22 protein-coding genes are annotated in these 25,382 nt (G+C 46.9%); all 22 read left to right on the top strand.

Annotated elements, in window-relative coordinates; genetic code table 11:
• The first annotated feature begins 111 nt into the window (after positions 1-111).
• Positions 112-1,062 carry a N(5)-(carboxyethyl)ornithine synthase gene (locus DWX59_RS02045; protein ID WP_117555807.1) on the top strand — a complete coding sequence of 317 codons (951 nt, stop codon included), beginning with the start codon at positions 112-114 and terminating at the stop codon, positions 1,060-1,062.
• A gap of 55 nt (positions 1,063-1,117) precedes the next feature.
• Complete coding sequence (locus DWX59_RS02040; protein ID WP_117555805.1) at positions 1,118-2,641, top strand: Na+/H+ antiporter NhaC family protein; 1,524 nt, start codon at positions 1,118-1,120, stop codon at positions 2,639-2,641.
• Positions 2,642-2,947: 306 nt separating this feature from the next.
• Entirely contained in the window at positions 2,948-4,726 is a 1,779-nt protein-coding gene (locus DWX59_RS02035) for a sigma-54 interaction domain-containing protein (RefSeq protein ID WP_117555803.1), read from the top strand.
• Positions 4,727-4,910: 184 nt separating this feature from the next.
• A complete protein-coding gene (locus tag DWX59_RS02030) occupies positions 4,911-5,921 on the top strand; it encodes a zinc-dependent alcohol dehydrogenase (protein ID WP_117555801.1) in 1,011 nt (336 codons plus the stop codon).
• A 31-nt stretch (positions 5,922-5,952) separates the two neighbouring features.
• Positions 5,953-7,194, top strand: coding sequence for an ABC transporter substrate-binding protein (locus DWX59_RS02025; protein ID WP_117555799.1), 1,242 nt, complete (start codon positions 5,953-5,955; stop codon positions 7,192-7,194).
• 99 nt (positions 7,195-7,293) lie between these two features.
• The gene (locus tag DWX59_RS02020) at positions 7,294-8,163 is read left to right on the top strand and encodes a branched-chain amino acid ABC transporter permease (RefSeq protein WP_117555797.1); all 870 of its coding nucleotides are present in this window, start codon (positions 7,294-7,296) and stop codon (positions 8,161-8,163) included.
• A gap of 12 nt (positions 8,164-8,175) precedes the next feature.
• Entirely contained in the window at positions 8,176-9,153 is a 978-nt protein-coding gene (locus DWX59_RS02015; RefSeq protein WP_117555794.1) for a branched-chain amino acid ABC transporter permease, read from the top strand.
• 19 nt (positions 9,154-9,172) lie between these two features.
• On the top strand, positions 9,173-9,934 hold the full coding sequence (locus DWX59_RS02010) for an ABC transporter ATP-binding protein (RefSeq protein ID WP_117557191.1): 762 nt from the start codon (positions 9,173-9,175) through the stop codon (positions 9,932-9,934).
• The gene (locus DWX59_RS02005) at positions 9,927-10,658 is read left to right on the top strand and encodes an ABC transporter ATP-binding protein (protein ID WP_117555792.1); all 732 of its coding nucleotides are present in this window, start codon (positions 9,927-9,929) and stop codon (positions 10,656-10,658) included. Before DWX59_RS02010 ends, DWX59_RS02005 begins: the two co-directional genes overlap by 8 nt.
• 30 nt (positions 10,659-10,688) lie before the next feature.
• Positions 10,689-11,699 (top strand): dihydroxyacetone kinase subunit DhaK, encoded by a 1,011-nt coding sequence (locus DWX59_RS02000; protein WP_117557189.1) that lies wholly within the window; start codon positions 10,689-10,691, stop codon positions 11,697-11,699.
• A 12-nt stretch (positions 11,700-11,711) separates the two neighbouring features.
• On the top strand, positions 11,712-12,326 hold the full coding sequence (locus tag DWX59_RS01995) for a dihydroxyacetone kinase subunit L (protein ID WP_117555790.1): 615 nt from the start codon (positions 11,712-11,714) through the stop codon (positions 12,324-12,326).
• 258 nt (positions 12,327-12,584) lie between these two features.
• Positions 12,585-13,568, top strand: coding sequence for a LacI family DNA-binding transcriptional regulator (locus tag DWX59_RS01990; RefSeq protein WP_117555788.1), 984 nt, complete (start codon positions 12,585-12,587; stop codon positions 13,566-13,568).
• A gap of 305 nt (positions 13,569-13,873) precedes the next feature.
• Entirely contained in the window at positions 13,874-15,106 is a 1,233-nt protein-coding gene (locus tag DWX59_RS01985; protein WP_117555786.1) for an ABC transporter substrate-binding protein, read from the top strand.
• 25 nt (positions 15,107-15,131) lie between these two features.
• Positions 15,132-16,016 (top strand): carbohydrate ABC transporter permease, encoded by an 885-nt coding sequence (locus DWX59_RS01980; RefSeq protein ID WP_117555785.1) that lies wholly within the window; start codon positions 15,132-15,134, stop codon positions 16,014-16,016.
• A 19-nt stretch (positions 16,017-16,035) separates the two neighbouring features.
• Complete coding sequence (locus DWX59_RS01975; RefSeq protein WP_117557187.1) at positions 16,036-16,866, top strand: carbohydrate ABC transporter permease; 831 nt, start codon at positions 16,036-16,038, stop codon at positions 16,864-16,866.
• A gap of 18 nt (positions 16,867-16,884) precedes the next feature.
• Positions 16,885-18,369, top strand: coding sequence for a glycoside hydrolase family 32 protein (locus DWX59_RS01970; RefSeq protein ID WP_117555782.1), 1,485 nt, complete (start codon positions 16,885-16,887; stop codon positions 18,367-18,369).
• A 50-nt stretch (positions 18,370-18,419) separates the two neighbouring features.
• Positions 18,420-19,802 (top strand): NosD domain-containing protein, encoded by a 1,383-nt coding sequence (locus DWX59_RS01965; protein ID WP_117555781.1) that lies wholly within the window; start codon positions 18,420-18,422, stop codon positions 19,800-19,802.
• A gap of 63 nt (positions 19,803-19,865) precedes the next feature.
• A complete protein-coding gene (locus tag DWX59_RS01960) occupies positions 19,866-20,840 on the top strand; it encodes a carbohydrate kinase family protein (protein ID WP_117555779.1) in 975 nt (324 codons plus the stop codon).
• A gap of 1,045 nt (positions 20,841-21,885) precedes the next feature.
• A complete protein-coding gene (locus tag DWX59_RS01955; protein WP_117555777.1) occupies positions 21,886-22,749 on the top strand; it encodes a tyrosine-type recombinase/integrase in 864 nt (287 codons plus the stop codon).
• 313 nt (positions 22,750-23,062) lie between these two features.
• A complete protein-coding gene (locus tag DWX59_RS01950; RefSeq protein WP_117555775.1) occupies positions 23,063-23,860 on the top strand; it encodes a CpsB/CapC family capsule biosynthesis tyrosine phosphatase in 798 nt (265 codons plus the stop codon).
• 31 nt (positions 23,861-23,891) lie between these two features.
• Positions 23,892-24,680: a YveK family protein gene (locus DWX59_RS01945; RefSeq protein ID WP_117557186.1), complete on the top strand. Its 789-nt coding sequence runs from the start codon at positions 23,892-23,894 to the stop codon at positions 24,678-24,680.
• 3 nt (positions 24,681-24,683) lie between these two features.
• Positions 24,684-25,382: CpsD/CapB family tyrosine-protein kinase (locus DWX59_RS01940; RefSeq protein WP_235844877.1), on the top strand; the 699-nt coding region annotated here is incomplete at its 3' end.

Below are 25,382 nucleotides of genomic sequence, written 5' to 3'. Positions count from 1 at the left end.
AACCATAATGATTTGGCGGTTCATATAAAGATAAAATCAATCCTTGCCAATTAGTCTTGCCATTCAATAAAAAGATGGTATAACTAAAACAAAAAAAGGTGGGTTCTGATTATGAAGACCATGGGATTTATAAACAGCCATAAGGAAAATGAAAACAGGATAGCGCTTCTGCCATGCCACATGAAGGAACTGGGAAAGGCTGCCGGATATCTGTTCTTTGAACAGGGCTATGGAAGAAAATTGGGAATATCCGACCGGGAATATGAGGAAATGGGAGCTTCCGTTGCCCCCAGGGGAGAAATCCTGCACAAATGCAATATTATCTGTGACCCAAAGGCAGGGGACGCGGAGTATCTGGGTGAACTTAGGGAAGGCACCACGGTTTTCGGCTGGGTCCATCCCCATGTGGATCCTGACATGAAGGCACTTCTGCTGGAAAGGAAGCTTAAGGTATATGCCTGGGAGGAAATGCTGGAGAATAACACCCAGATTTTTTACAGGAATAATATTCTTGCAGGCCAGGCATCGGTCATTCATGGCTGTTTAAGCTACGGCATGCTGATGGAAGGAAAGAAAGCGGCCGTACTGGGCCGCGGCAACACGGCCGCGGGCGCTTATAAGGCCCTTGTCTCCAATGCCGCCCTGGTCACTGTATATGGACGCAGGCAGGAACAGCAGTTTAAGAAGGAGATGGGACGGTTTGATATCATAGTAAACGCCGTGCTGTGGGATCCGGGGCGCAGGGACCATATCATATCCAGGGATGATCTGAAACATTTAAAAAGAGGCGCGCTGCTGATTGATGTGAGCTGTGATGAGCACGGCGCCATCGAGACTTCCCATCCAACAGCCATGGAGTCCCCCATCTACATGGAAGGGGGGATTGCGCATTATTGCCTGGACCATTCCCCAAGCCTGTTTTACAGAAGCGCTTCGGAGTTCATCAGCGAGAAGACAGCGCTTTTCATCAAACCGCTGGTGCTGGAAACAGAGGACGGTGTGCTGGAGGGCTGCAGGGTGATTGACGGAGGAAAAATGATTCTGGAGGAAAGCTGCCGTTAAGCGTGATGGTTTGATGAGCATGATTATGTAGATTGGATGAAAGGTGGGTTACATCATGGAGACAACTGCTATTTCTTTAATTCCTCCCCTGATTGTCATATTATTGGTGATTGCTACCAGAAGGGTAATCATTTCCATATCGGCTGGCATTATTGCCAGCGCGCTGATACTGTGCGGCTTCCGTCCGGGAGATGCGGTTGAAGCTGTCATGGGTTCGGCGGCACGGATTTTTTATACGGAGGGAAACTGGGATTTTGACAACATGCTGCTGGTGCTTTTTATCCTTGGCCTTGGGATGCTGACTGCGTTTATTGACAAAAACGGCGGGACCATAGGTTTTGCAAGATGGGCACAGAAACGGGTAAAGAACGCGGCTATGGCCCAGCTTCTGGCGGTTGTGCTGGGAATCATCATATTCATAGATGACTATTTTAACGCATTGACCGTGGGCGAGGTTTCCAGAAGCCTGACGGACCGCTACAAGGTTTCCAGGGAGAAACTGGCGTATATCATTGATTCCACCAGCGCGCCGGTTTGCTCCATCTGCCCGCTGTCCAGCTGGGGGGCATATATCATTGCCCTGTTTGCCATTATACTGCCGGGGACGGATGCACCGTTAAACCAGTTCATAGAGACCATACCCTATAATTTCTATGCGATTTTTTCCCTGACCCTGGTATTTCTTAGCGCCATATGGAACATCAATCTGGGCAGGATGAATGATGCGGCATCCATCAAGGCAGATGACGGATTGCCGGACAGCACCCATGAAAAACATGCCACCGACCTGATTATGCCCATTAGTATCCTGGTGGCAGTGAGCGTGGGCACCATGTATATGACGGGGTGCATCTTCTCCGGTTCATGGGATGTTTTTGAGATACTCCAGCATGCGTCCACCTATCTCTCACTATGCGCAGGCTGCGCTGCCGGACTTGGATGGGCAGTGTACAGGTACTGGCATTTCCATGGAAATGAACTGTTTTACACTGCATTTTACGGTATGAAAAAGGTGGCGGGAGCTACCGCTGCCCTGCTCTTTGCATGGGTGCTGATTGATATGATTGGAATGCTTCGGCCGGGTGCGTTCCTGTCCGGGCTTCTGGTCCAGTACAATATATCTTCCCAGCTCCTGCCATGTTTGCTCTTTGTCTTTTCCGCAGTCATGGCGCTGGCAACCGGCTTTTCCTGGGGCGTGTTCGGAATCATGCTTCCCATCAGCGTGCAGATGTCTTCTGCCCTGGGAATGGGGGATGCAATGCTTTACTGCTGCCTTGGGGCGGTGCTTTCAGGCTCTGTCTTTGGGGACCACTGTTCCCCCATATCGGATACAACCATATTGTCCAGCACAGGCGCCCAGTGTGTCCACATGGACCATGTGATATCCCAGCTGCCTTATGCATTATTTTCAGCGGCAGTGGCCGCCTCCGGTTTCCTGACAATCGGATATACGGAAAGCCTTGGGGCGGCCTTTGCCACACAGACAGGCATCCTGTGCGCCGCCACATGCCTGATCCTGACCAGGCGTAAACATAAGGGCAAGGTTGTGCGGTTTGCCAGGTCTGCTGTGGACTTGTAGACGGATCATGCTTTGAGGACACATACTATATGCCTATGTATACAAAAATCATATTGGAAATAAAATGACCCTATAATAAAATGCTGTACTGGCGGATGTGGCAAAAATAGTTCCGGGAGATATTTCTACCGGGGCTATTTTTATATTTTTAAAATTTCTAGAAGAATATGGTTAAATGATTGAAATGTATATGACTAAGAATACAGGGGTTATAAACCAAAAACTATTGAGAATTTATTCTATTGATGATAAAACTATAAAGAAGTAGTCATAAACATGAAAAACATATGAAGGTGAGGGGGAGAAATGCCTGAATTGATGGATATTAGGGATTTTATTCAGAAAATTGCTCAGGGAATTACCTTTGCAATCGGTATTGACACACAGGTAATTGACAGTAATCTTCAGAGGGTGGCTGGTACCGTCTATAAGCCGATACCTAAAAATGGCGGTATTGTTAAAAGGGTGGTTGAAACAGGGGAGTATGCAATCAGCACTACCGTGGACAGGACAAGCCCTGCATGCTTAAATTGCAATCAGCGGGATAGCTGTAAGGAAATGGGGTATCTCCATTGTCCCATTGTGCATGGCAATGTAGTTATTGGGGTTATGGGGCTTATATGTTATGAAAAGGAGCATATTGAGAAGATAAAGGATGAACGCAGGGGACTCTTGAATTTTATCCAGAGCATGTGCGAACTTATTGCATTAAAGTTAAAAGAGGAGGAGGTGCGGCAGAAGGAACAGCAGATTTATAGGAAACTGGACAGCCAGAACCAGGTATTAAACCAGGTACTGGAACAGATTTCAGACGGATATGTCCTGTTGGATGCAGATAACATGATCCGCAACATTAACAGGAAGGCCCTGAATATTTTTAAAATGGATTATGAATCCATCCTGGAAAAGAATATCCTTAATCTTATACCGGATCCTGTTTTTCACAGAATGATTGAGGATGAGAGTGTGAACGTCTATGAGAAGATAAAAATAGGAGAAGAAAGTTATGGGACGTTATTTTATAAGGTGGCAGAAGGGCGGGAGGATTTAGTAAAAATACTGAACTTTAAAACTATCGTCAATATTGGAAGACGTATTGCAGGTGAAGCGTTCAGGGAGAACCAGATTACCTTCAGTCATATATTAGGCAACAGTCCAAGAATGAGACACTTAAAAGAAATCGCCCAAAAGGTAGCCAGGACAATGCCAAATATTCTGTTGACAGGTGAGACCGGAACAGGAAAGGAAATGTTTGCCAGGGCTATTCATAATGCATCAGACCGGTGCGGGAATCCGTTCATTACAGTCAATTGTGCGGCAATCCCAATGGAACTTCTGGAATCGGAACTGTTTGGTTATGAGGAAGGTGCATTTACGGGAGCAAAAAAGGGTGGTAAGATAGGAAAATTTGAATTGGCCGATACAGGAACCATATTCCTGGATGAGATTGGGGAGATGCCATTTCATCTTCAGGCAAAACTGCTCCGGGTCCTGCAGGAACGTAAGCTTGAACGGGTTGGCGGAAATAAACAGGTCAGCCTTAATATCCGTATCATATCGGCTACGAACCGGAATCTGGAAAAAATGGTGGAGGAGGGGAAATTCCGGGAAGACCTATATTACAGACTGAATATTTTTGAAATCCATCTTCCGCCGCTGAGGGAACGCCCGGAGGATATTCCGCTGCTGGTCCATTATTTTATAGAAAAATACCGCTCTTTCTTTGAGGTGAATGTATCCGGAATAGATTCGGAAGCCATGGAGTATCTTTGCCGTTATCAGTGGAAGGGAAATATACGGGAACTTGAAAATGTAGTACAGTATATGATTTCCATGAATTCAGACAGCGTATCAGGTATCATGGGTGTTTCCGCTTTGCCGGCCCAGGTCATGGAAGACAGGGTTTTTCATGCGGAGGAAAACGTACAGGAAGAACGGGAAATGGATTTTAAATTAAGGGAAATGATTCATATGAAGGAGCTGCTGGGACAATACGGAAATACAACAGAAGGGAAAAAACAGGTTGCAAGACAGATGGGAATCAGCCTGGCGACTCTGTACCGTCGTATCAATAAAATGCAATGATGAAATTCGCATTATGATAAAAATTCTCATAATGCGAATTTTTCATGCGAAGGATTTGAGAAAAATGCGAAAAAGGTTTCGAAATACCTGAAAAAACCGTTGTTTCTCTTTGGCATGATAGTTGCTATATATATGTTCAAAGGCTAAAAGCCTATATAAATAACTAAATACCAGGAGGAAAATAATGAGAACAAGGGTTGTAGTGACAAAAAAACCAAATGAGGTCGTGGTGGAGGAGCATGATTTAAAACCAGGTGACAATGAGGTGCTGGTTAAAACATACTTGGCATCCATATGTGGGACAGACAAGAATTATTCAGAAGGAAAGATGCCCAGGGAAGTACAGGTTGAACAGGTTGACGGGAACAATGAGGCCCATCATGCTTATCCATTAAAAATGGGACACGAGGCAGCAGGCGTGATAGTAGAGGTGGGAAAGAATGTAACTGACTTTAAAGTGGGGGACAAGGTAATGTCCTTTGGATGGTATAATACCATGGCTGATTATTTTGTTGCACCAGTGGTGCATAATGGCTATGGTGTTGTGAAGGTTCCGGAGGGAATGAGCATGGAAGCAGCTTCGCTGGGAGAACCTACAGCCTGTGCAATCTATGCAGGCATGCAGTCAGGGGTGGAATTAGGCGATGTGGTAGTTGTGGTAGGCGTGGGATTTGCCGGACAGATCATTGCCCAGGTTGTTAAGAAGATGGGCGCTGCAAAAGTGATTTGTGTGGATGTAGTGGATGGTAAGCTCAACCTGGCTAAGAAGATGGGTGCTGACATTGTACTCAACCCCAATAAGGATGATGTGGTGGGAACCGTATTGAAGGAGACAAACAACCAGGGAGCTGATGTCGTAATCGAAGTTGCAGGAAATGATTCGGCAATCCAGCTGTGCAGTGATGTGCTCAAGCATGGAGGTATTATGGGGCTTTACAGCTGGGTACTGGAACCGGCGCAGCTGTATATCAACAGATGGCATAACGATGGTTTCGATATCCGTACACTGGCACTGATGCACCGTATTAAGATTGACCGTCCATGGTGGATTGAAAAGACAATGCAGAATGTGGCAAACGGAATGATACAGATTGATTCTTTGATTTCGCATGTATTTGACCTGGCTGATGCTGCCAAGGCATTTGATGTGGCCTGCAATGACCCGGATGCCTGCAAAGTAATGTTAAGACCATAAAAATAAAAGCATAGAAGGAGAAGATATTATTATGAGAAAAGAAGCAGCACTGTTTTTAAGCATGGCATTGACAGTTGGCATGATGAGCGGATGTGCCGGCAATGGGACTGCAGGGACGTCCGGGGGGAGTACTGTGGCACAGCAAATGGAAGAAGAGACGGCACAAAGCAGCAGCACAGGTTTTGATGGAACGGTGGTACTAGGGGCAACAGCCCCCCTGACCGGGCCTAACCAGCTGACTGGAGGTTACTATGTAAATGGAATGAATCAGGCCGTGAATGAAATCAATGCAGCCGGAGGCATCCTTGGGAGAGAACTGGTTTTGGATGTGCAGGATGAGGGGACGGACCAGTCCATTGCCATTAATGCTACAATCAAGCTGATAGAAAGCGGCGTACCGGCTATCATCGGTTCCTATTTTTCTACTAACTGCATGGCGGTACTTCCTGAAATAGAGAAAAATAAAGTTCCCTATTTTGCTAATGGCTCCAATCCGGATATTTCTGCTTCAAAGAACCCCTATGTGTGGCAGATACGGGTGACAGATGACTTTACCGGTCCAATCATGGCAGATGTTGCCCTAAATGAACTTAACATGAAGAACCCGGCTGTTCTTTATACCACAGCTTCTTCGACCACCATACAGAAGGATAATTTTGTTAAGGCGATGGAAGAAAAGGGCAATCCGGTTTCAGAAAACAATATCTACGGCGCGCCAGAGAATGAATCAAATTTCAGTTCCATTATCAATCAGATTTTGGGCAGTGGCGTGGATGGCCTGGTGGTAATGGGGGTCAGCGAGGCATGGGATGTAGCCTTGGCCCAGCAGCTGCAGTCAGCGGGCTGCGATATACCTCTTATGGGATCCTCCAGTTTTGCAAGCGCCCCTTTTATCGAGGTGGCAAAAGATGCAGCGAATGGCTGGTACACTGTGGCGGACTGGTCTCCGAATATTCTGGGACGGGATTTGGATGTGCCTGAACGTGCCGTGGCATTTGAAGAGGATTATGAGAAACTGTATGACGCTAAAAGTGCGATGCAGTCAGCCTGGGGCTATGATTGTGTCTATCTCTTTAAAGAAGCCTGCGAACGTGCAGGAACCACAGAAGACCGTGAAAAAATCAATGAAGCCATGGGTAGTACAGACCTGCAGGGCGCAAACAACTATTACAAGATTTACGAGGACAGCTATCATGTAATGTCTACGTATATCATGCTGTGTGAGACAACAGGCGGGGAAGCTGTTCCTGTAAGGATTGTTAACTTCAGATAACAGACAGGCTTGGGGGGAATGCTGCCAGGCTGTGGCATTCCCGGGTAAGCATAGAATGGAATTGGGGGTATAAAAGTGAACTTTAGCATATTTTTTTCAATGCTGGTAAATGGGCTTTCGATGGGAATGATTTATGCGATGATTGCAATGGGATTGATTCTTTTAATCCGGGCGGTCGGGGTCCTTAACTTTGCACAGGGCGATTTATTGATGGTAGGAGCATATATTGCATGTGTGCTTTTTATGGACTTTAAGCTTCCATTTTATATTGCAGCGCCGTTATCATTGGTTTTTTATGCAGTATTAGGCCTGATATTCATGTTAGTGACATATTGGCCCCTCAGAAAGGCATCCTACCCGGTAGCGCCTATTATTGCCACTATGGGGGCATCCCTGGTCTTGTCAGAAGGAACCATGATTATATTTGGATCCTGGCCCAGGACCATTTCCCCGATATTAAAGAACTCCAAGGGAAATGCCCTGACTGTCAATCTTTTTGGGACAAGGCTCCAGGCACAGTTCCTGCTGATTATTGCGGTTGCAGTTGCAGTCATGGCTTTGATTTATCTTCTGTTTGAGAAATCGTATATCGGTATCATGATGCAGGCAGCCGCACAGGACAAACCGGCAGCTGAATTAATGGGGATATCAACGTTAATGACAACGGCTGTCACTTATATGCTGGTCGTGGTTCTGGTTTCTATCGGAGGCTATATGGTAGCTCCTGTATATACGGTTACCACATCCCTGGCATCCCTTCAGCTAAGGGCATTTGCCGGGACGGTCATAGGCGGATTTGGAAGCATTAAAGGTGCGATTATAGGATGTCTGCTGGTGGGTATTGTGGAGTCTTTTGCTACGGTCAGGTTTTCCTCCTATAAGGATGCGATTGTCTTCCTGATTCTGATTATCTTCCTGATATTCAGGCCTCGGGGATTAATTATTGATAAAGTCGCTGATAAGGCTTAAGGAGGAAATGGTATGAATAAAAGTAAGTTTGACCCTAAAACAGGGGCTATGATTATTTTTTTAATCGTTTTTTCATTGTTGGTCTCACTTAAAATGAATAATTATACGGTTCTTGTGGTAAATATGGCGTTGATTAATATGATTACGGCTTATGGCCTTTCCATTATGCTGGGAATGTGCGGGCAGCTGGTATTTTCCGGTGTGGCATTTATGGGAATCGGGGCCTATATCACGGCAAATCTCTGTTCCGGACGTATGAATTTCATACTTCCAGGATATGCGGCCATTGTTGTATCGGTAGTGCTTACCGCACTCATTGCCTGGGCAACAGGAATTCTTTTCCTTAGGCTGAAAAGCTCATTCTGTACCTTTGCCACCCTGGGATTTGTGCAGGTTCTGTATACATTGTTTTTAAATTATGAGCCGGCATTTGGAGGGCCAAAAGGAATTCCCGAAATCCGGACATTGTCAGCAGGTGGTTTTGTATTTGACAGCTATAAGAAATGGTATTTCCTGCTTCTGGGAGCGGTAATCATAGTGGCTCTTCTGGTGGAGCGGATCCGAAGGACAAGTCTTGGCAGGTCCCTTGCTTCTATCCGGGACAACGAATTAGCGGCCCAGACCCTGGGGGTGGATATATACCGCACAAGAGTCATTGCATTCGTAATCGCGGGGGCTTTTGCAGGACTTTCAGGTACCCTTCTGGCTCAGCATAACCGTTTCATATCTGGAGACCAGTTCAGTTTTGCTAAGAGTACCACTATTGTCATCATGTCAATGCTGGGAGGGATTAACAGTACTCCGGGCATTTTCGTGGGAGCATTGATTGTTACTTTTTTACCGGAAGTTCTCAGGGGGCTTGATAAGTATCTGATGTTCATATACGGTATCGCAGTAATTATAATGATGATTTTCATGCCCATGGGTATTGGCGGCGCCGTTTCGGATTTTCTGAAAACCATGAGAAGGAAGAATAAGCTAAAATCATAGGAAATCAGAGGAGGATAGTATGGGCGAGGCAATATTGAGATTAGAAGGGGTCTGTAAAAGCTTTGGCGGTGTTGTGACAGCGAAACAGGTAAACCTGGAGGTACAACCGGGAGAAATCCATGGATTGATTGGCCCCAACGGCGCGGGCAAGAGTACGATGATGAACCTTATAAGCGGTATCTATGAGGTGGATGAGGGGAAGATTTTTTTCCATGGGGAGGACGTTACCAATATACCATCCCACATCCGTGCAAGAAAGGGAATTGGCAGGACATTCCAGACACCTCGGTTTCTGTACCGCTCGAACATCAGGGATAATCTGATGCTGGGAGTGGATCTGCATGACCAGCTGGGGTATTTAAAAAGTTTTATTGGAATAAAGGGAAGTGACTTTCTGAAAGAATTGGATGAATTGATGGAGATGGTGGGATTTACGTTTGACTGGGATGAAGATATCACCGCGATTCCATTTGGGCAGAGGAAAATCCTGGAAATTGTCAGGTCAATGTTAAGCCATCCAAAAGTAATGCTTGTGGATGAACCGGCTGCCGGACTGACTACTCAGGAGATAGAACAGGCAAGGAACCTGCTCATGTTTGCGGCCAAGAAACGCAATATTGGAATACTACTGATAGAACACCAGATGGATCTGGTTATGAGCAGCTGTGAAAATATAGATGTTCTTGTATTTGGTGAAATCCTCGCAAGAGGACTGCCGCATGAGATTGCAGGGAATCCGATTGTTCTGGAAGCATACCTGGGGAGGGACTTTGATGATTAAGATTAGAGATTTACATGCCTATTACGGTCCCATTGAAGCTCTCAAGGGAATTGATATGGTGATTGAAAAAGGTAAGATTACCTGTCTTATCGGAAGTAACGGCGCTGGAAAAAGTACGTTGATGAATTCCATATCCGGCGCTATTACCCATAAGGGTTCTATCATGGTTGATGGTCAGACCGAGATTGTAAAGAAAAACAGCCGTCAGATTGCCAGGATGGGCATTATCCAGGTACCGGAGGGGCGCCATGTATTTCCGGGCTTGTCGGTGGAGGAGAACCTTCAGACAGGAACCATTGTGTGGCATGGGTATTTTGGGAAAAAATCATATGAGGCAGAATTGGAGATGGTATATGAACTTTTCCCAAGATTAAAGGAACGGCGCAGGCAGCTGGCCTGGAGTATGAGCGGCGGTGAGCAGCAGATGCTGGCAATTGGAAGGGCGCTGATGGCAAGACCGGAGATTCTGCTGTTAGATGAGCCTTCCATGGGATTGTCACCGTTATTAGTAGGAGAAATGTTTGAGAAGATAGTGGAAATCAATAAGACGGGAATGACAATTCTTTTAAATGAACAAAATGCAAGACTTGCAATGAAGATTTCTGACTTTACTTATGTGATTGAACAGGGGAGGATTAAGATGAGCGGTCCATCCCCGGAAATGCGCAATAATCCCAGGGTGGCAGAGGCTTATCTGGGAAAACAGGCGTGGCAGCATGAATAAGGGATTCACTATGAAAGGGGTACGGACATGATGAAAAAATTGATTAATAGGCCGGAAGATTTTGTAAAAGAGACAATGGAAGGTATCATTGCCGCTTATGGAGATAAAGTAAGGCTGCTGGATGGTGATTACCGTATTCTGTTAAGCAATTACGGTGCAATGGAAGGAAAGGTAGGCATTGTAACTGCCGGAGGTTCCGGCCATCTGCCTGTTTTTCTGGGGTATGTGGGACAGGGACTTCTGGATGGGTGTACGGTAGGCAATGTGTTTGCTTCCCCTGCCGCAGCAAAAATGGCTGATATGATACGGGCTTGCGATAAGGGAAGCGGAGTCCTGGTGCTGCTTGGCAATTACGGCGGAGACAGGATGAACTTTGAGCTTGCCTGTGAGACAGTGGATATGGAGGATGACATTCAGACAAAAATGGTCCTGGTAAAGGATGATGTGGCCAGCGCGCCCGAGGCAGAAGCCCACCGCCGCAGGGGGGTGGCCGGAATGGTATATGCTTTTAAAATAGCAGGCGCAAAGGCAGAGAACGGCGGGAATCTGGAGGAGGTAGCCCAGGCAGCACAGCATGCGCTTAATAATATAAGGACCATGGGTGTGGCATTAACTTCATGCATCGTTCCCCAGGTAGGGGAACCTACTTTTTCAATTGCAGATGACGAGATTGAGATTGGAATGGGGATTCATGGCGAGCCCGGCCTGGAGGTATGTAAGATGATGACCGCGGACCAGGTGGCTGAAATACTTTTAGGTAAAATTACAGAAGATATGCCGTTAAAAGCCGGTGATGAAGTTTCTGTCATGGTTAACGGACTGGGAGCAACGCCTTTGGAAGAACAGTTCATTGTTTACCGCCGGATACACCAGATGTTGGAAGAACTGGGGATAAGCGTATACATGCCTCATATCGGGGAGTATGCAACCTCCATGGAAATGGCAGGATTGTCCCTTACCATCTTGAAGCTGGATGAGGAGTTAAAGGGGCTTTTAGGACAGGTTGCCAAGTCTCCATTTTATACCAACTATAATAAGTGAGGTAAGGATAGTATGAACGTACAGGGTTTAGGAAAAGCAATAAAGAAAATCAGCAGAAAGATTGAAACGAATAAAGACTATCTTGTAAAGCTGGACCAGCAGAATGGAGATGGGGATTTGGGTATATCCATGAGCGATGGATTCAAGGCAGTCGATATGCTGCTGGAACTGTCAGAAGAAGAGGACTTGGGAAAAATACTCATGAAGTCAGGAAATGCTTTTAATGAAGCAGCACCCTCCAGCCTTGGCACCATACTTTCCTTTGGCTTTATGGGGATGGCGAAAAGCCTGAAGGGAAAAAGCGAGGCAGGTCCCGCGGAGATAATGGACGCCTTCCAGGCAGGGATTAATAAAATCATGGAGAAGGCTGGTTCCAAACCAGGAGAGAGGACCATATTGGATTCCCTTTACCCTGCTGTAAAAGCATGTGAGAAAACAATTGCAGAGGGAGGAACCATGGATATAGCATTAAAGAATGCGGCCAAGGCTGCTGCTGAAGGGGCAGAGGCAACAAAACAGATGAAGCCGGTTCATGGGAGGGCTGCCTATTATGGGGAGAAGAGCCTGGGGCATATGGATGGTGGAGCGGCGGTTGGACAACTGATTTTTGATGCTTTGAGTGAATAATGGGATAATCAGGGAAACATAGGTTAAAAAACAGGTGGGTTGCCGAAGCGGAAACAGGCTATGGCAGCTCATCTGTTTTTATGCTAAATATAAAATGAAAGCAGTAAATAACCTGTTATATGTTTAAGTATATACGATTATTAATCCATTCAGTTTCCAATCTGCTGATGGAAAGTAGAAATGAAGAAACCGGAAGATTTAATTGACTTTTAATTAAAAGCAATTAAAATGTAAGTAAGAGACAGAGGAGGTGAATATATGGCGAGTATGAGGGATGTTGCCAAGCTGGCCAACGTGGGGCTTGGTACGGTATCCAGGATGCTCAATGACAGCGGATATGTGTCGGAGGAGACCAGGAACAGGATTGAGGAGGCGATGAAAGCGTTGGACTATACGCCCAACGAGCTTGCAAGGAACCTGTACCATAAGAGGACCGGAATCATAGCAGTCCTTGTTCCCAATGTATCCAATCCGTTTTTTGCGGAATTCGTGGATCATGTGGAGGCTGAACTTTATAAGGCCGGCTTCAAGATGATGCTGTGTACAACGGAAAAGGAATTTAATGCGGAACTGGAGTATCTGGACATGCTGAACCGGCATATTGTGGACGGGGTGATTACGGGCGCCCATTCCCTGGCAGTGGAAGAATATAAGAAGATCCATAAGCCAATTGTTGCCCTGGACCGGTACCTGGGCGAGGATATTCCTGTGATTGCGGTGAACCATAAGGAAGGCGGAAGGCTTGCGGCAGAGACGCTGATTCAGAACGGATGCAGGCGCGTGCTTCATTTCCGGGGCAAGGTGACGGTGGAATCCCCCTATCATGACAGGCATTTTGAATTTGCCCGCATCATGGAGGAACATGGGATACAGACCATTGATTATGAACTGGGCAGGAACCGCCTGGATTCAGAGTATTATAAGAAAGCTGTAAAAGACGTATTCACAAGGGGAATCGACTTTGACGGCGTATTTGGCGTAGACAGGCCGGTGATTGAATGTATGAACGAGACAATCAGAAGACACCGCAGGGTTCCGGAGGATGTGAAGTTCGTGGCCTATGACGGCACATTCATTACCGAGATGGTGGAACCGCCGCTGACCGCCATTGTCCAGCCCATAAAAGAGCTTGCAAGGGAGTCCGTACGCCTTGTCTGCAATCTGGTCAATGGCAAGGTTTATAAGAATAAGCAGGTAAGCCTTCAAGTGGAGCTGCGTAAAGGAAAGTCAACGGTTTTATGATTGTAAGAAGTGCACAAAAGCGTTCGGTTATTTTCTGCCATATTGAATAAAATGATTCCTGACATAAAAAATAGTATTGACTTATACAGATCAGGGCGTATAATGTGTTTATAGATGGCGGCTGCCTTGTTTTTTTTCACAAATATGGAACGGGTTCCACTTTTGGAAAGAAACAAGGCAAAAAATACAACCTATATGGAACGGGTTCCATATAGATGCGCCAGGAACATTTTTTATAATGCATTGTCAGGGCGCGCCTGACAGGCAGGACGCTTATGATTGAATCAGGAAAGAGGAGGAGAACAATGAAAAAGAATATTCTCAGTATCATGCTTGCAGCAGCAATGACAGGAACATTGTTGGCCGGATGCGGCTCTGGCAGCGGAGGGAGCGTGGCCCAAAAAGCGGATAAGGACAGCATTACGGTCCTGGTGGAAAGCGGTTCGCCCGCAGAGGCCCTTGCAAAGGAAACAGCGGCGGCATTTAAAGAGGAGACCGGATGCGGGGTCATCATTGACGCGGTGGCCTATACGGGAATGTATGACAAGCTTTCGACCGAAATCAAGGCCAGGCAGGCGGCCCATGACGTGGCCTGCATGGATGTGGTATGGCTGGCAGCCTTTGCAGATGCCATTGAGCCGGTAAATGGCGCGGATACAAGTGATTTCCTCCCCACCTTGCAGGAGAGCGGGACCATTGACGGCAATCTTCTCGGATATCCCATGTGGGTCAATGCAAAGGTGCTGATTTACAGAAAGGACCTTATCCCAAAAGAGAAAGTCCCGGCCACGTGGGAAGAGTACCGGAGCCTTGCAGAAGAACTGAAGACCGACGACATGAGCGGCACCACTGTTTTCGGCAGCGGATCCGACGCCGTATGCTCATTCCTGGATTTTGCCTGCCAGGCAGGCGCACAGGGGCTTGTGTTTGATAAAGACGGCAATGTAAACATTACGGACCAGGCCTATGTGGATGCGCTGGATTTTATGGTGGAAAATGCAAAAGCGGATTACACGCCTGCAGATTCCCTGGCCACAGCTGCCACAGAGTCCCAGGAACTTTTTACAAACGGGAAAACGGCAATGCAGCTGAACTGGAGCCATCAGTATCCTGCGGCAGTGGCTGTCCTTGGAGCGGACAAGGTTGGCTGCGCCCCAATGATTGGAGGAAGCGCGGGCATCGGAGCCACCACAGGTCCCTGGTACCAATGTGTGATGAAGAATTCTGAAAATAAAGAGATGGCTGAAAAATATGTAAAGTTCATGTATGACCACAACGGGGATTATATGGACCTTACCCTGAAGATTGCAGGCAGGACCTCTGTATACGAGGCAGCAGGTAAAGTGGCGGGGAATGAGCATACCACAGCGGTCCTTGAGACATTAAGCGCCCCGCAGTCTCAGGCAAGGCCCATGGTAACCACATGGTCACAGATTGAAGAGGTTCTTATCGGGGTAGTGGAATCCAGCTTAGGCGGGGCGGATGTAAACGCCACATTGGAAGCAGCTAAGGCTGAGATTGAATCAATTGGCAGATAGTCTCATAAAAAGGTGGTAAGTGGGAATGAGGTTGATTTCAAGAAAAACATTATTATTATTTTTTCTGCCGGGCGCTGTGTTTATGGGTGCGTTCCTTATCTATCCAATCATTACAATGGTAATTGACAGTTTCTATGAAATTGGGATTACAGGCAGCAAACGGTTCATTGGTCCGGACAATTATATCCGCGCATTTACCGCCGGAGGCTTTTTAAAACAGTTGATGAACACCCTGATTTATATCACGGTTGCAGTAGGTGTTGAGACAGTGGCCGGTCTGCTGTTTGCCCTGTTTTTTGAACTGGATTACAGAGGAAGCAAGATCATCCGTTCATTCATGATGGCTCCCCTTATGATAGCTCCGCTGGTAGCCGGCCTTACCTGGAAACTGATGATGAGTTCCAGCTTTGGGATTGTCAATGAACTGCTGACCCGGGTTGGGATATTAGAAAGCCCCAGCGGCATCCTTTGGCTTGCAGATGAAAAATGGTCGCTGCTGGCCTGCTGCATTGCGGATATCTGGCTCACCACGCCCTTTATGATGCTGATGATACTGGCCGGGCTGCAGGGACTGGACACCAGCATGCTGGAAGCTGCCAGAATAGATGGGGCGGGCCTGCTCCAGCAGGTATTTTCCATCAAGCTCCCGGTCATCAAACCGGTTTTGCTGACTGCCCTGTCCGTAAGGATCATTGATGCAGCCAGGACCTTTGACATCATCTGGGCAATGACCGAAGGCGGCCCTAACCGTTCATCGGAAACCATCAGCATCATCATCTATAAGACGCTGACACGGTATAACGACACCGGGTATGCAAGCGCCATGGCAGTGGTATTTATTGCGGTATTGGTACTATTTACCCTGGTTTTCATGCAGAGCTTGTGGAACCCCAAAAAACAGGACCGGTAGGCGTCAGGAGGCGATGATGGTGATAAAAAAAGGAGAAATATGGAAAAGCCTGGGAATCGGTTTATCGGTAATCCTTACGGTCTGCTGGCTTTTCCCATACATATATGTGATTTGTTGTTCGTTTAAACCAGGTGCGGAAGTGATTGCAGTCCCGCCAAGCTTTTTCCCAAAGGTATTTTCCGTTGAAAGCTTTTTAAACCTCCTGGAGAGGATGGACGCGTTAAAGTACCTGCTCAACAGTTTAAGCGTATCCCTGGCAAGCACAATCATTGCGCTGCTTTTGGGGTCCCTTGCGGCGTATGCGATTCAGCGTTCCGGCGCAAAGCTGTCGGTCATACTGGTTGTCCTGGTCCTGTGTCTGAAAATGATTCCCACTTCCAGTATCGTGGTGCCGATTTATGAACTGATCTGTAATCTGGGCTTATATGACACAAGGATTGCTTTGGTCATTGTGTACGCGGCCATTAACATGCCCTTTGTCATGTGGACCATGTTAAGCTTTTACGAGGGAATCCCCACCACCCTTGATGAAGCAGCGTTTGTGGACGGCGCAAGCAGCCTGCAGACATTCAGTAAGGTGATACTGCCCATCTGCAGACCGGGACTGGCCACTGCGTTTATATTTACCTTGTTCCTGGCGTGGAATGATTTCCTGATTGCCCTGCTGCTGACCAGCACAAATGCAAAGACATTCACAGTGGGCCTGGCAGGATTCCTGTCAGCCTACAACCTGGATCTGGGACCCATGTGCGCGGGCGCGTTTTTATTTAGCTTCCCGGTAATGGTCATCTCCCTGGCAGCCCAGAAGTATATTGTGCAGGGAATGACGGCCGGGGCCGTAAAAGGCTGAAAATAATGGAGGAATCTTATGTCAAATGAATTAATGCAGCAGAAGATTGAGAAGGCCCAGCGCTGGATAGACTGCAGGAAACAGGTTGTTAAGGATGGGAACATGCGCCAGCATTATCACTTCATGGCGCAGGCCGGATGGATCAATGATCCCAACGGACTGATTTATTTTAAAGGAAAATACCACTTTTTCTATCAATGCAATCCATATGAGGGATTCTGGGGCAGCATATATTGGGGACATGCTGTCAGCGATGATATGCTTCACTGGGAGTACCTTCCCTTAGCCCTGGCGCCCAGCGAAGTTTATGATGAACATCCAAGGGGCGGATGTTTTTCAGGCAGCGCCATTGAACACGACGGAAGGCTGTTCCTGATGTATACGGCAGCCGCCAATGAGGGCAGGGGAGTTGAGCAGACACAGTGCATTGCATACAGTAAGGATGGCATCCATTTTGAGAAATACCATGGAAATCCGGTGCTGACCGCGCCGGAAGGGATTGAGGCCAACCAGTTCCGGGACCCTAAGGTTTGGAAACACGAGGATACTTACTACATGGTATGCGGCGCCAGCCGTGATGGGAAAGGCCAGGCCCTGCTTTACCAATCAAAGGATATGCTCCACTGGACATTTTTCAATGTGCTGGCTGAGAGCCGCGGGGAGTGGGGGTATATGTGGGAATGCCCGGACTTTTATCCCATGGGGGACAAATACGTACTGATGTTCTCGCCAATGGGTTCAGGGGACCATACCTCGGTGTACCTGGCGGGTGATTTTGATTATGGGACAGGTACGTTCAGCCATTATATCAGCGGCGAGATTGACTGGGGATTTGATTATTACGCGCCGCAGTCCTTCCTGGCCCCGGATGGAAGGCGAATCATTGTTGCCTGGGCCAATGAATGGGAATGGATGCCCTTATGGAAGGACTGGGGACCAACCTATAAGGAAGGCTGGTGCGGCTTTTTCAATCTTCCAAGGGAAGTCAGGATGCTGGAGGACGGGACGCTTAAGTTCCTGCCGGCCGCGGAGACTGAATCCTTAAGACAGGATCCGCAGTACCGGGATGTGCTTGTGGTTACGGATGCAGGGCAGGAACTGAAGGCCGGGGACGGGGTTGCCTTTGAACTGAAGATGAAGGTGGATTTGGAGGAAACAGACGCGGATACACTGGAATTAATCCTGCGCAGCGGCAGCGGGAAAAGGACGTTGTGCCGGTTTGATCTGGCGCATGGACAGATGTCCGTGGACCGGAATGCCTCGGACGGATGGAGCAGGGGCGTTTCCAGAAGCACATTGTTCCTGAAAGGAAAACGGGAACTGGATATCCATATTTTCTCAGACCAGAGTTCCCTTGAGATATTTTCCAATGGATATCAGAACAACCATTCCAACAATGTATTTGCTGGAAATGACCAGAACCGGATATTCATCCGGGCGCAGGGCGGCAGGGCTGTTATCCGGGAGTATGAGTCCTATGGACTGGAGGAATGTTTCAGGTAAACGCATCTGCATGCAATCAGGATGAGTGTTAAGAACATGGAGGAAACAGTATGGCTGATAATAATTATTATGACGTGACGCAGTGGCCGGAGGGCAATCCATATAAGGATGTGGGGCAGGTAATCAACAGTATCATCGGGGATATCAAAAGCAGGCAGGGGGATCCTGACCTTGACCAGGGCGGGAAACCGGGAGCGGTGATTTACATACCGCCGGGGGATTATCATCTTACAACCCAGGTGGTGATAGATATCAGTTATCTGAAGATTGCCGGCTCCGGACATGGATTCACATCTTCAAGCATACGTTTCAATACCCCGGAACGCGAGTGGGCGGATTGGCATGAATTATGGCCTGGTGGCAGCCGCATCCTTGTGGATATTACCCCAAAGGAAGAGGCCGGGGAAGCGGCCGGGGCAGCATTTTATGTCAGGCGGAGCGGGAATCCCCGGATCAGCTCGGTGGAGTTTGCTGATTTTTGTATTGACGGCCTGCATTTTACAGAGGACGGTTCAGGCAACGGGGACCCGGAAAACACATATATCAATGGAAAGACCGGGATTTATATTGCAGGCGCCCAGGACTCCTTCCGGATTACAGGCATGGGACTTGTGTATTTGGAGCACGGAATCATCAGCTATCAGGCGGATGCGCTGACCATCCATGATAATTTCATTGCAGAATGCAAAAGCTGCATCGAACTGCGGGGGGCGGGACAGGCGTCCAAAATAACGGATAACCTGATAGGGGCCGGATATAACGGATATTCCATATACGCCCGGAACTTTGGCGGGCTTTTGGTCACGGCCAACAATATCTTTCCACGGGGCGCCAGCAGCATCCATTTTGAGGGCGTCATGCGTTCCAGTGTCACGGGCAACCGGTTCCACTCCTTTTATCCCGGAATGCTGGTATTTCAGGATAACTGTTCGGAAAACCTGGTATCCTCCAACCACTTTTTACGGGACCATGAACCGTGGCCTCCCATGCAGGCCTATGACAATGGTCTGGATGACCTGTACGGTCTTTTGTATATCAGCGGCAATCATAACTCCATTATTGCCAACCATATTTCAGAGTCCATAGCTGCCCGGTATATTAAGCCCTCCGGCGCGGTACCTGTCATCATACATGTTGCGGCCGGCCAGGGGAACTATATTTCAAGCAACCATATTGTGGCCTCCACCGAAGCGCCGGGGAGGATGGTCCAGGAGGCATCAGGGACGCAGGCCGGGGATTCGGATTCTTGTTTCTCTGCACAGGTGGGAGCGCTGCTGACAGCCCGCGAATTACAGGAACTTAAGGTGACAGCCGTGCTGGTGGAACGGGAAGCGGTGCATAATACGGTCCTCGATTCAGGGTATGACGGACAGGTTGTGATGGACAGGACGGTCAATGGGTTCAGGGCCACGCCTGGGCCAAAATGGGCATGAGGATCCTAAAAATAGATAAAGGATTCCCTCGGGAACATGGCCGGGACAAGGAGGGACACCAAAATGACAGAAAAAAAATATGACGTGACAGCGCTGGGAGAGCTGCTGATTGATTTTACTGAAAACGGATCCAGCAGCCAAGGCAATGTCCTGATGGAAGCCAACCCCGGCGGCGCGCCCTGCAATGTGCTGGCCATGCTGGCAAAGCTGGGCAGACAGACGGCATTTATCGGTAAGGTGGGACAGGACCGGTTTGGCAGGCTGCTGCGTGAGGTTATTGAGTCTGTGGGGATTGATGCCGGGGGACTGATATCAGATAAGGAGGTGCATACCACACTGGCGTTTGTGCACACCTATCCGGACGGGGACAGGGACTTTTCCTTTTACCGCAGCCCGGGAGCGGATATGATGCTGAGGAAGGAAGAGGTTGCCTGCGACAAAATCCGGGAATCCAGGATATTCCATTTCGGCTCCCTGTCCTTTACCCACCCGGGGGTCAGGGAGGCTTCCATACATGCAATCCGATGTGCAAAGGAGGCCGGGGCATGGATTTCATTTGACCCCAATCTCAGGGAACCTTTGTGGAACGATTTAGCGGATGCGAAGAAGGCCATTGAATATGGGATGGGGTGCTGTGATATCCTGAAAATATCGGATAATGAACTGGTGTTCATGACCGGTGAAACGGATTATGATAAAGGGGCCTTATTCCTGCAGGATAAATATAAGATTCCGCTCCTATGTGTAACCCTTGGAAAAGAGGGGAGCAGGGCTTATTATAAAGGCATGAAGGTTACTGGGAAACCGTTTCTGCAGGAAAATACAATTGAGACAACCGGCGCCGGGGATACATTTACCGGATGTATGCTGAATACGGTTCTGGAGAAGGGGCTTTATTGTCTCACAAAGGAAGATATCCGCCAGATGCTTTTATTTGCCAATGGGGGAGCATCCCTGATTACAACCAGGCGCGGTGCGTTAAAGGTGATGCCGGGGAAGGAAGAGATAGAGGACCTTTTGGGGTATACAAAGGAATAATCAGCAAAATACAGAAATCCTTATCTGTCAGAAGAGCTGGCAGCGGAATACGGATTCCACAGGGGCAGCCGCAAAATGTAAAATCTCAGTAGGACATGGTTTCTGGCTTACAGGCCAGTGCCAACATCTTGTATGAGAAATCCATTTTGCGGCAGCCTCTGTTTTATTACCCGGTTTTTCGCACATAGGAGGCCTGGGGAGAACTTTGGTGATGCAGGATGAAGTTTGGATGTAATTAAAATTGAAGATGGTATCGTTGCAGACAGTATAACCGTTATGGTTATACTGTTTTGCTGTAATTGGAGCGGATTAAATTCATATTGGATATGATTTGGAAGGCAAAATGTAAATGATTTTATTGCCAACGGGGGAGCATCCCTTCTGGGGCTTTTGATTTACTGATAAGCGCTTTGTCATCCTGCCTGAATATATACGGGAAATGCATTCGGCAGCTAGGGGGTCAGGGGGTCAGGGACCAGGCCGTTGCCATGGTAATATCCGCATACTGCTCCTTCATCCGTTCCACTGCAGTAAATCATAATGTTGCAATGGAATAGATGCAATACGTTGTCTTATAAATCAGTATCTATAGTACACCGCCAACTTTGTTGGCTCTATATTTTAAAAATGTAGCAAAATCACGCGGTAACAGATATATTTATATTTATGAAACGGTGGAGTATAATATGATAGGAAGATTTTTAAGAAGACTCTGCGTATTATTCGTCAGGATGCGTTTGAGGGGGGACAACAATTGATATATGGTTATTTAAGGCAGCCTTGTAAAGAGCGTTTCTTTACGAGGCTCTTTTTTTGCAGGGGGGTCATTGCTTTGGAATATTGAGAATCCTATTCCCATAAAACACGGTGGATATTCTGCATGTACGGTTATGATTGAAAATAATGATGATTCTAAATAATCAGACAATATAAAACATTCTGTGTAGTATGAAAATATTCTAAATCAGGGAAACTAAAATAAGGAATAATCAATTATCTTTGACAGGAATATCAATCAGGCATGTAAAGGACAATGGAGGCGTTTATGACAGAAACATGTATCAATCAATTTAGAAACTACCTGAGAAGTGAAGAGAAAGCCGAAGCGACAATCAGTAAATACCTGCACGATGTAAAAGAAATGCTGGTTTTCATTGAAAAGACGGATTTAAACAAAGATTCCCTTATAGAATACCGGAAGAATCTGACCTGCCGATACAAGCCGCAAACCGTAAACGGAAAGCTTTCAGCAATCAATGCCTTTTTAAGATTCAAGGATTTACTGGAATTTAAGGTCAAATTCTTAAAAGTGCAGAAACGGGTGTATATAGACGAAAAACGGGAGCTTACGGAACAGGATTTCAAAAGACTTCTTGAAACAGCTGATAGAAATGGAAATAAGCAGCTGTACTATCTGATGATGGTCTTATATGGTACGGGAATACGAATCAGTGAACTCCCATTTGTCACGGTCGAGGCCATTAAGGCGGGAAGGGCGGATATATCCATGAAAGGAAAATACAGGATAATCATTTTTCCTAAAAACCTGGTCCTTTCATTAAAGGAATATATTAAAATTTCGAATATAAAACAGGGCTGTATCTTCCGGACAAGAAGCGGGAGAAACCTGGATAGGAGCAATATATGCCATTCCATGAAGAAGCTGTGCAGGGATGCGCGGGTTGAACCGTCAAAAGTATTTCCACATAATTTCAGGCATCTTTTTGCAAAATGTTTTTATTCCATTGAAAAGAACCTGTCCCATCTTGCGGATATCCTTGGACATTCCTCGATTGAAACCACCAGGATTTATGTGGCGGGAAGTATAAAACAGTATGAAAAAATCATGGATAAGATGAGGATTCAAATTGATAAACAAAAACCACAGAATAACTATTCTGTGGTATAGTCCAAATGATTTTAGTCATAAATTTCATTATGTTTATATATTGTTTCAGATTCTGATACAAACAACAAAATTGCATCCATGCCAAAAAGGCCGGTTAAACATTATTTTGCTCCCGGCCTTATTGTAGTGTAGAAAAAATAGCTATATGTATATTGACGTTATTAACATTTTGGTATAAAATACAAACAACACTAGATTTCGTTAGACAGTGTAGCTGTTAGGTACCACAGAATAGTTATTCTGTGGTCTTTCCTTGATTGGGGGCACCACAGAATAGTTATTCTGTGGTATGCATAAATATTAACAATAGAAAATGGCAGCTGAAACTGAAAAAGGGGCAGTGGTTTGTACGGTTCATAAGCAGGTGGAAGAGGTGTTGATGAATACAAAGGTTTCTGACAATGGCTGGATTGATATACATGCACATATATTACCAGGGGTGGATGACGGGGCCCATGATTGGGACGAGGCCGCTGCATTATTAAAACTGGCGTATGGGCAGGGCATCCGGCACATCATAGCGACTCCGCACTTTACAGGAAATCAGGACCCGGGGCTGCTTAAGGAGTTATGCACATGTCTGGATAATCAGGCGAAGGCCATAGCGGACGGTTTTGGCGTCAGCCTTGGACAGGAAATCATGTATTTTGAAAACCTGGTTGATTACCTGAATCAGGGAAAGGCCCTTACACTGGCAGGCAGCAGATACGTGCTGGTGGAGTTTGGGCCATCGGACAGCCTGGGCAGGATAAAGAGGGCTGTGCGGCAGCTGGTCCAGGCATCCTATTTTCCGGTGATTGCACATGTGGAGCGTTATAAATGCCTTCTTGAACAGGAGCGGCCGGAGGAACTGGTTGAATACGGGGCATACCTTCAGATAAACGCCCGCAGCCTGAATGGGGGGTGGATGGATAAAAAGGCCCGCTGGTGCAGGAAAAACCTGAAAAAAGGAACAATCCATTTTATTGCCACGGATATGCATGATCCATCGGTCCGTACTCCGGATATCCAAACAGCGGTTTCGTGGATGGAACACAATATGGGGGTTAGGACATCTGTCACCATAACCAGGACAAACCCAGGGTACATCCTGCAGGACAGAATGTTATAGCAAAAGAAAAAGTATGGAAAAGGTAACTGTAATGGAAAACAAAATGTATGAAGACAGAAATGAAGACGCAATCGAGATTGACGTATTGGAGCTGCTGTTTGCTTTAAGGAAAAAACTGTGGATGATCATTCTGGCAGCAGTGATAGGGTGCCTCGGGGCAGGTATATACAGCAAAGTGATTTTAAGCCCGGTTTATACGTCCACTTCCATGGTGTATGTATTATCAAAGGAGACAACACTCACATCCCTGGCCGACCTGCAGATAGGAAGCCAGCTGACAAAGGATTACAGTGTAATGATTACCAGCAGGCCGGTTCTGGAGGAGGTAATCGAAAAACAGAAACTGAGTTTATCCTATAACCAGTTAAAACGTATGATCCGCATCTCAAATCCTGCCGATACCAGAATACTTAACATGTCTGTGTCAGATACTGATCCGGTCAGGGCAAAAGCCATCGTGGATGCAGTAGCAAAGGCATCCTCAGATTATATTGGGGATATCATGGAAATGATACCGCCTAAAATCATTGAAAATGGTGTCGTGCCGGACAACCCCACCTCTCCTAATATAAAGAAGAACGCTGCTTTGGGAGGACTTGCTTTATCCGTGGCGGCATGCGGTTTTATTACACTTCAGGTCATCATGAATGACACCATCCGTTCAGAGGAAGATGTTTCACGTTATCTTGGCATCAGTGTATTGGCCGTGATTCCGGAAAATAACGGGGAGGAAAAGGATAACCCGGACAAGGGAAGTGAAGGAAAGAAAAGCAGGAAAAAGCGGAAAACCCAGGCAAAAAGGGCTGAGAGGAGAAAGTAAGACGTGGAACAAATTTTAAATCTGCAGAATACAGGTGAGAAGGACTATCATTTTGAGGAGTCCGTCAAGACGCTCAGGACCAATTTACAGTTTTGTGGAAGCAGCCTGAAAACAATCATGTTCACAAGCTCATTGCCCAATGAAGGCAAAAGTGAAATCGCTTTCTCTGTTGGGGCGTCCTTTGGGAGCATAGGGAAAAAGGTTTTGCTGATTGACGCGGACATCCGCAAATCCGTATTCGTCAAAAGATATGAAATTAAAGGCAGCCCCAGCGGTCTGTCCCAGTATCTCAGCGGACAGAAAACCATGGAGGAAATCTGTTATGCCACCGATATAGAAAATTTCAGCATGATCCTGGCCGGCCCGTATTCCCCCAATCCGGCAGAACTTCTGGAAGATCGGTTATTTAAGGAACTATTAGAAAAAGCAAAGGAAAAATATGACTATATCATTATAGATACTCCGCCCATGGCAAATCTTATTGACGGGGCCATTATTGCCGGCCAATGTGATGGGGCGGTAATAGTAATTGAAAGCGGTACAATCAGTCGCCATTTGGTCCAGAAAGTAAAGGTACAGCTGGAAAAGAGCGGATGCCGAATCCTGGGCGCGGTCCTTAACCGGGTGGGTGCGGATTATGATAATGGATATTACAAAAAATATTATGGAAAATATTACGGGAAATATGGCGGGGGGGGGGGG

The sequence above is a fragment of the Enterocloster aldenensis genome, from assembly GCF_003434055.1.
Taxonomy (GTDB): Bacteria; Bacillota; Clostridia; order Lachnospirales; family Lachnospiraceae; genus Enterocloster; species Enterocloster aldenensis.
Note: the sequence above shows the minus strand (reverse complement) of the source record. Positions and strands in the feature narration are given on the sequence as shown.

Bases quoted from the DNA above. Each gene is read 5' to 3' on its own strand.
- DWX59_RS02045 (WP_117555807.1), top strand. From the start codon at position 112: ATGAAGACCATGGGATTTATAAACAGCCATAAGGAAAATGAAAACAGG.
- DWX59_RS02040 (WP_117555805.1), top strand. From the start codon at position 1,118: ATGGAGACAACTGCTATTTCTTTAATTCCTCCCCTGATTGTCATATTA.
- DWX59_RS02035 (WP_117555803.1), top strand. From the start codon at position 2,948: ATGCCTGAATTGATGGATATTAGGGATTTTATTCAGAAAATTGCTCAG.
- DWX59_RS02030 (WP_117555801.1), top strand. From the start codon at position 4,911: ATGAGAACAAGGGTTGTAGTGACAAAAAAACCAAATGAGGTCGTGGTG.
- DWX59_RS02025 (WP_117555799.1), top strand. From the start codon at position 5,953: ATGAGAAAAGAAGCAGCACTGTTTTTAAGCATGGCATTGACAGTTGGC.
- DWX59_RS02020 (WP_117555797.1), top strand. From the start codon at position 7,294: ATGCTGGTAAATGGGCTTTCGATGGGAATGATTTATGCGATGATTGCA.
- DWX59_RS02015 (WP_117555794.1), top strand. From the start codon at position 8,176: ATGAATAAAAGTAAGTTTGACCCTAAAACAGGGGCTATGATTATTTTT.
- DWX59_RS02010 (WP_117557191.1), top strand. From the start codon at position 9,173: ATGGGCGAGGCAATATTGAGATTAGAAGGGGTCTGTAAAAGCTTTGGC.
- DWX59_RS02005 (WP_117555792.1), top strand. From the start codon at position 9,927: ATGATTAAGATTAGAGATTTACATGCCTATTACGGTCCCATTGAAGCT.
- DWX59_RS02000 (WP_117557189.1), top strand. From the start codon at position 10,689: ATGAAAAAATTGATTAATAGGCCGGAAGATTTTGTAAAAGAGACAATG.
- DWX59_RS01995 (WP_117555790.1), top strand. From the start codon at position 11,712: ATGAACGTACAGGGTTTAGGAAAAGCAATAAAGAAAATCAGCAGAAAG.
- DWX59_RS01990 (WP_117555788.1), top strand. From the start codon at position 12,585: ATGGCGAGTATGAGGGATGTTGCCAAGCTGGCCAACGTGGGGCTTGGT.
- DWX59_RS01985 (WP_117555786.1), top strand. From the start codon at position 13,874: ATGAAAAAGAATATTCTCAGTATCATGCTTGCAGCAGCAATGACAGGA.
- DWX59_RS01980 (WP_117555785.1), top strand. From the start codon at position 15,132: ATGAGGTTGATTTCAAGAAAAACATTATTATTATTTTTTCTGCCGGGC.
- DWX59_RS01970 (WP_117555782.1), top strand. From the start codon at position 16,885: ATGTCAAATGAATTAATGCAGCAGAAGATTGAGAAGGCCCAGCGCTGG.
- DWX59_RS01965 (WP_117555781.1), top strand. From the start codon at position 18,420: ATGGCTGATAATAATTATTATGACGTGACGCAGTGGCCGGAGGGCAAT.
- DWX59_RS01960 (WP_117555779.1), top strand. From the start codon at position 19,866: ATGACAGAAAAAAAATATGACGTGACAGCGCTGGGAGAGCTGCTGATT.
- DWX59_RS01955 (WP_117555777.1), top strand. From the start codon at position 21,886: ATGACAGAAACATGTATCAATCAATTTAGAAACTACCTGAGAAGTGAA.
- DWX59_RS01950 (WP_117555775.1), top strand. From the start codon at position 23,063: ATGGCAGCTGAAACTGAAAAAGGGGCAGTGGTTTGTACGGTTCATAAG.
- DWX59_RS01945 (WP_117557186.1), top strand. From the start codon at position 23,892: ATGGAAAACAAAATGTATGAAGACAGAAATGAAGACGCAATCGAGATT.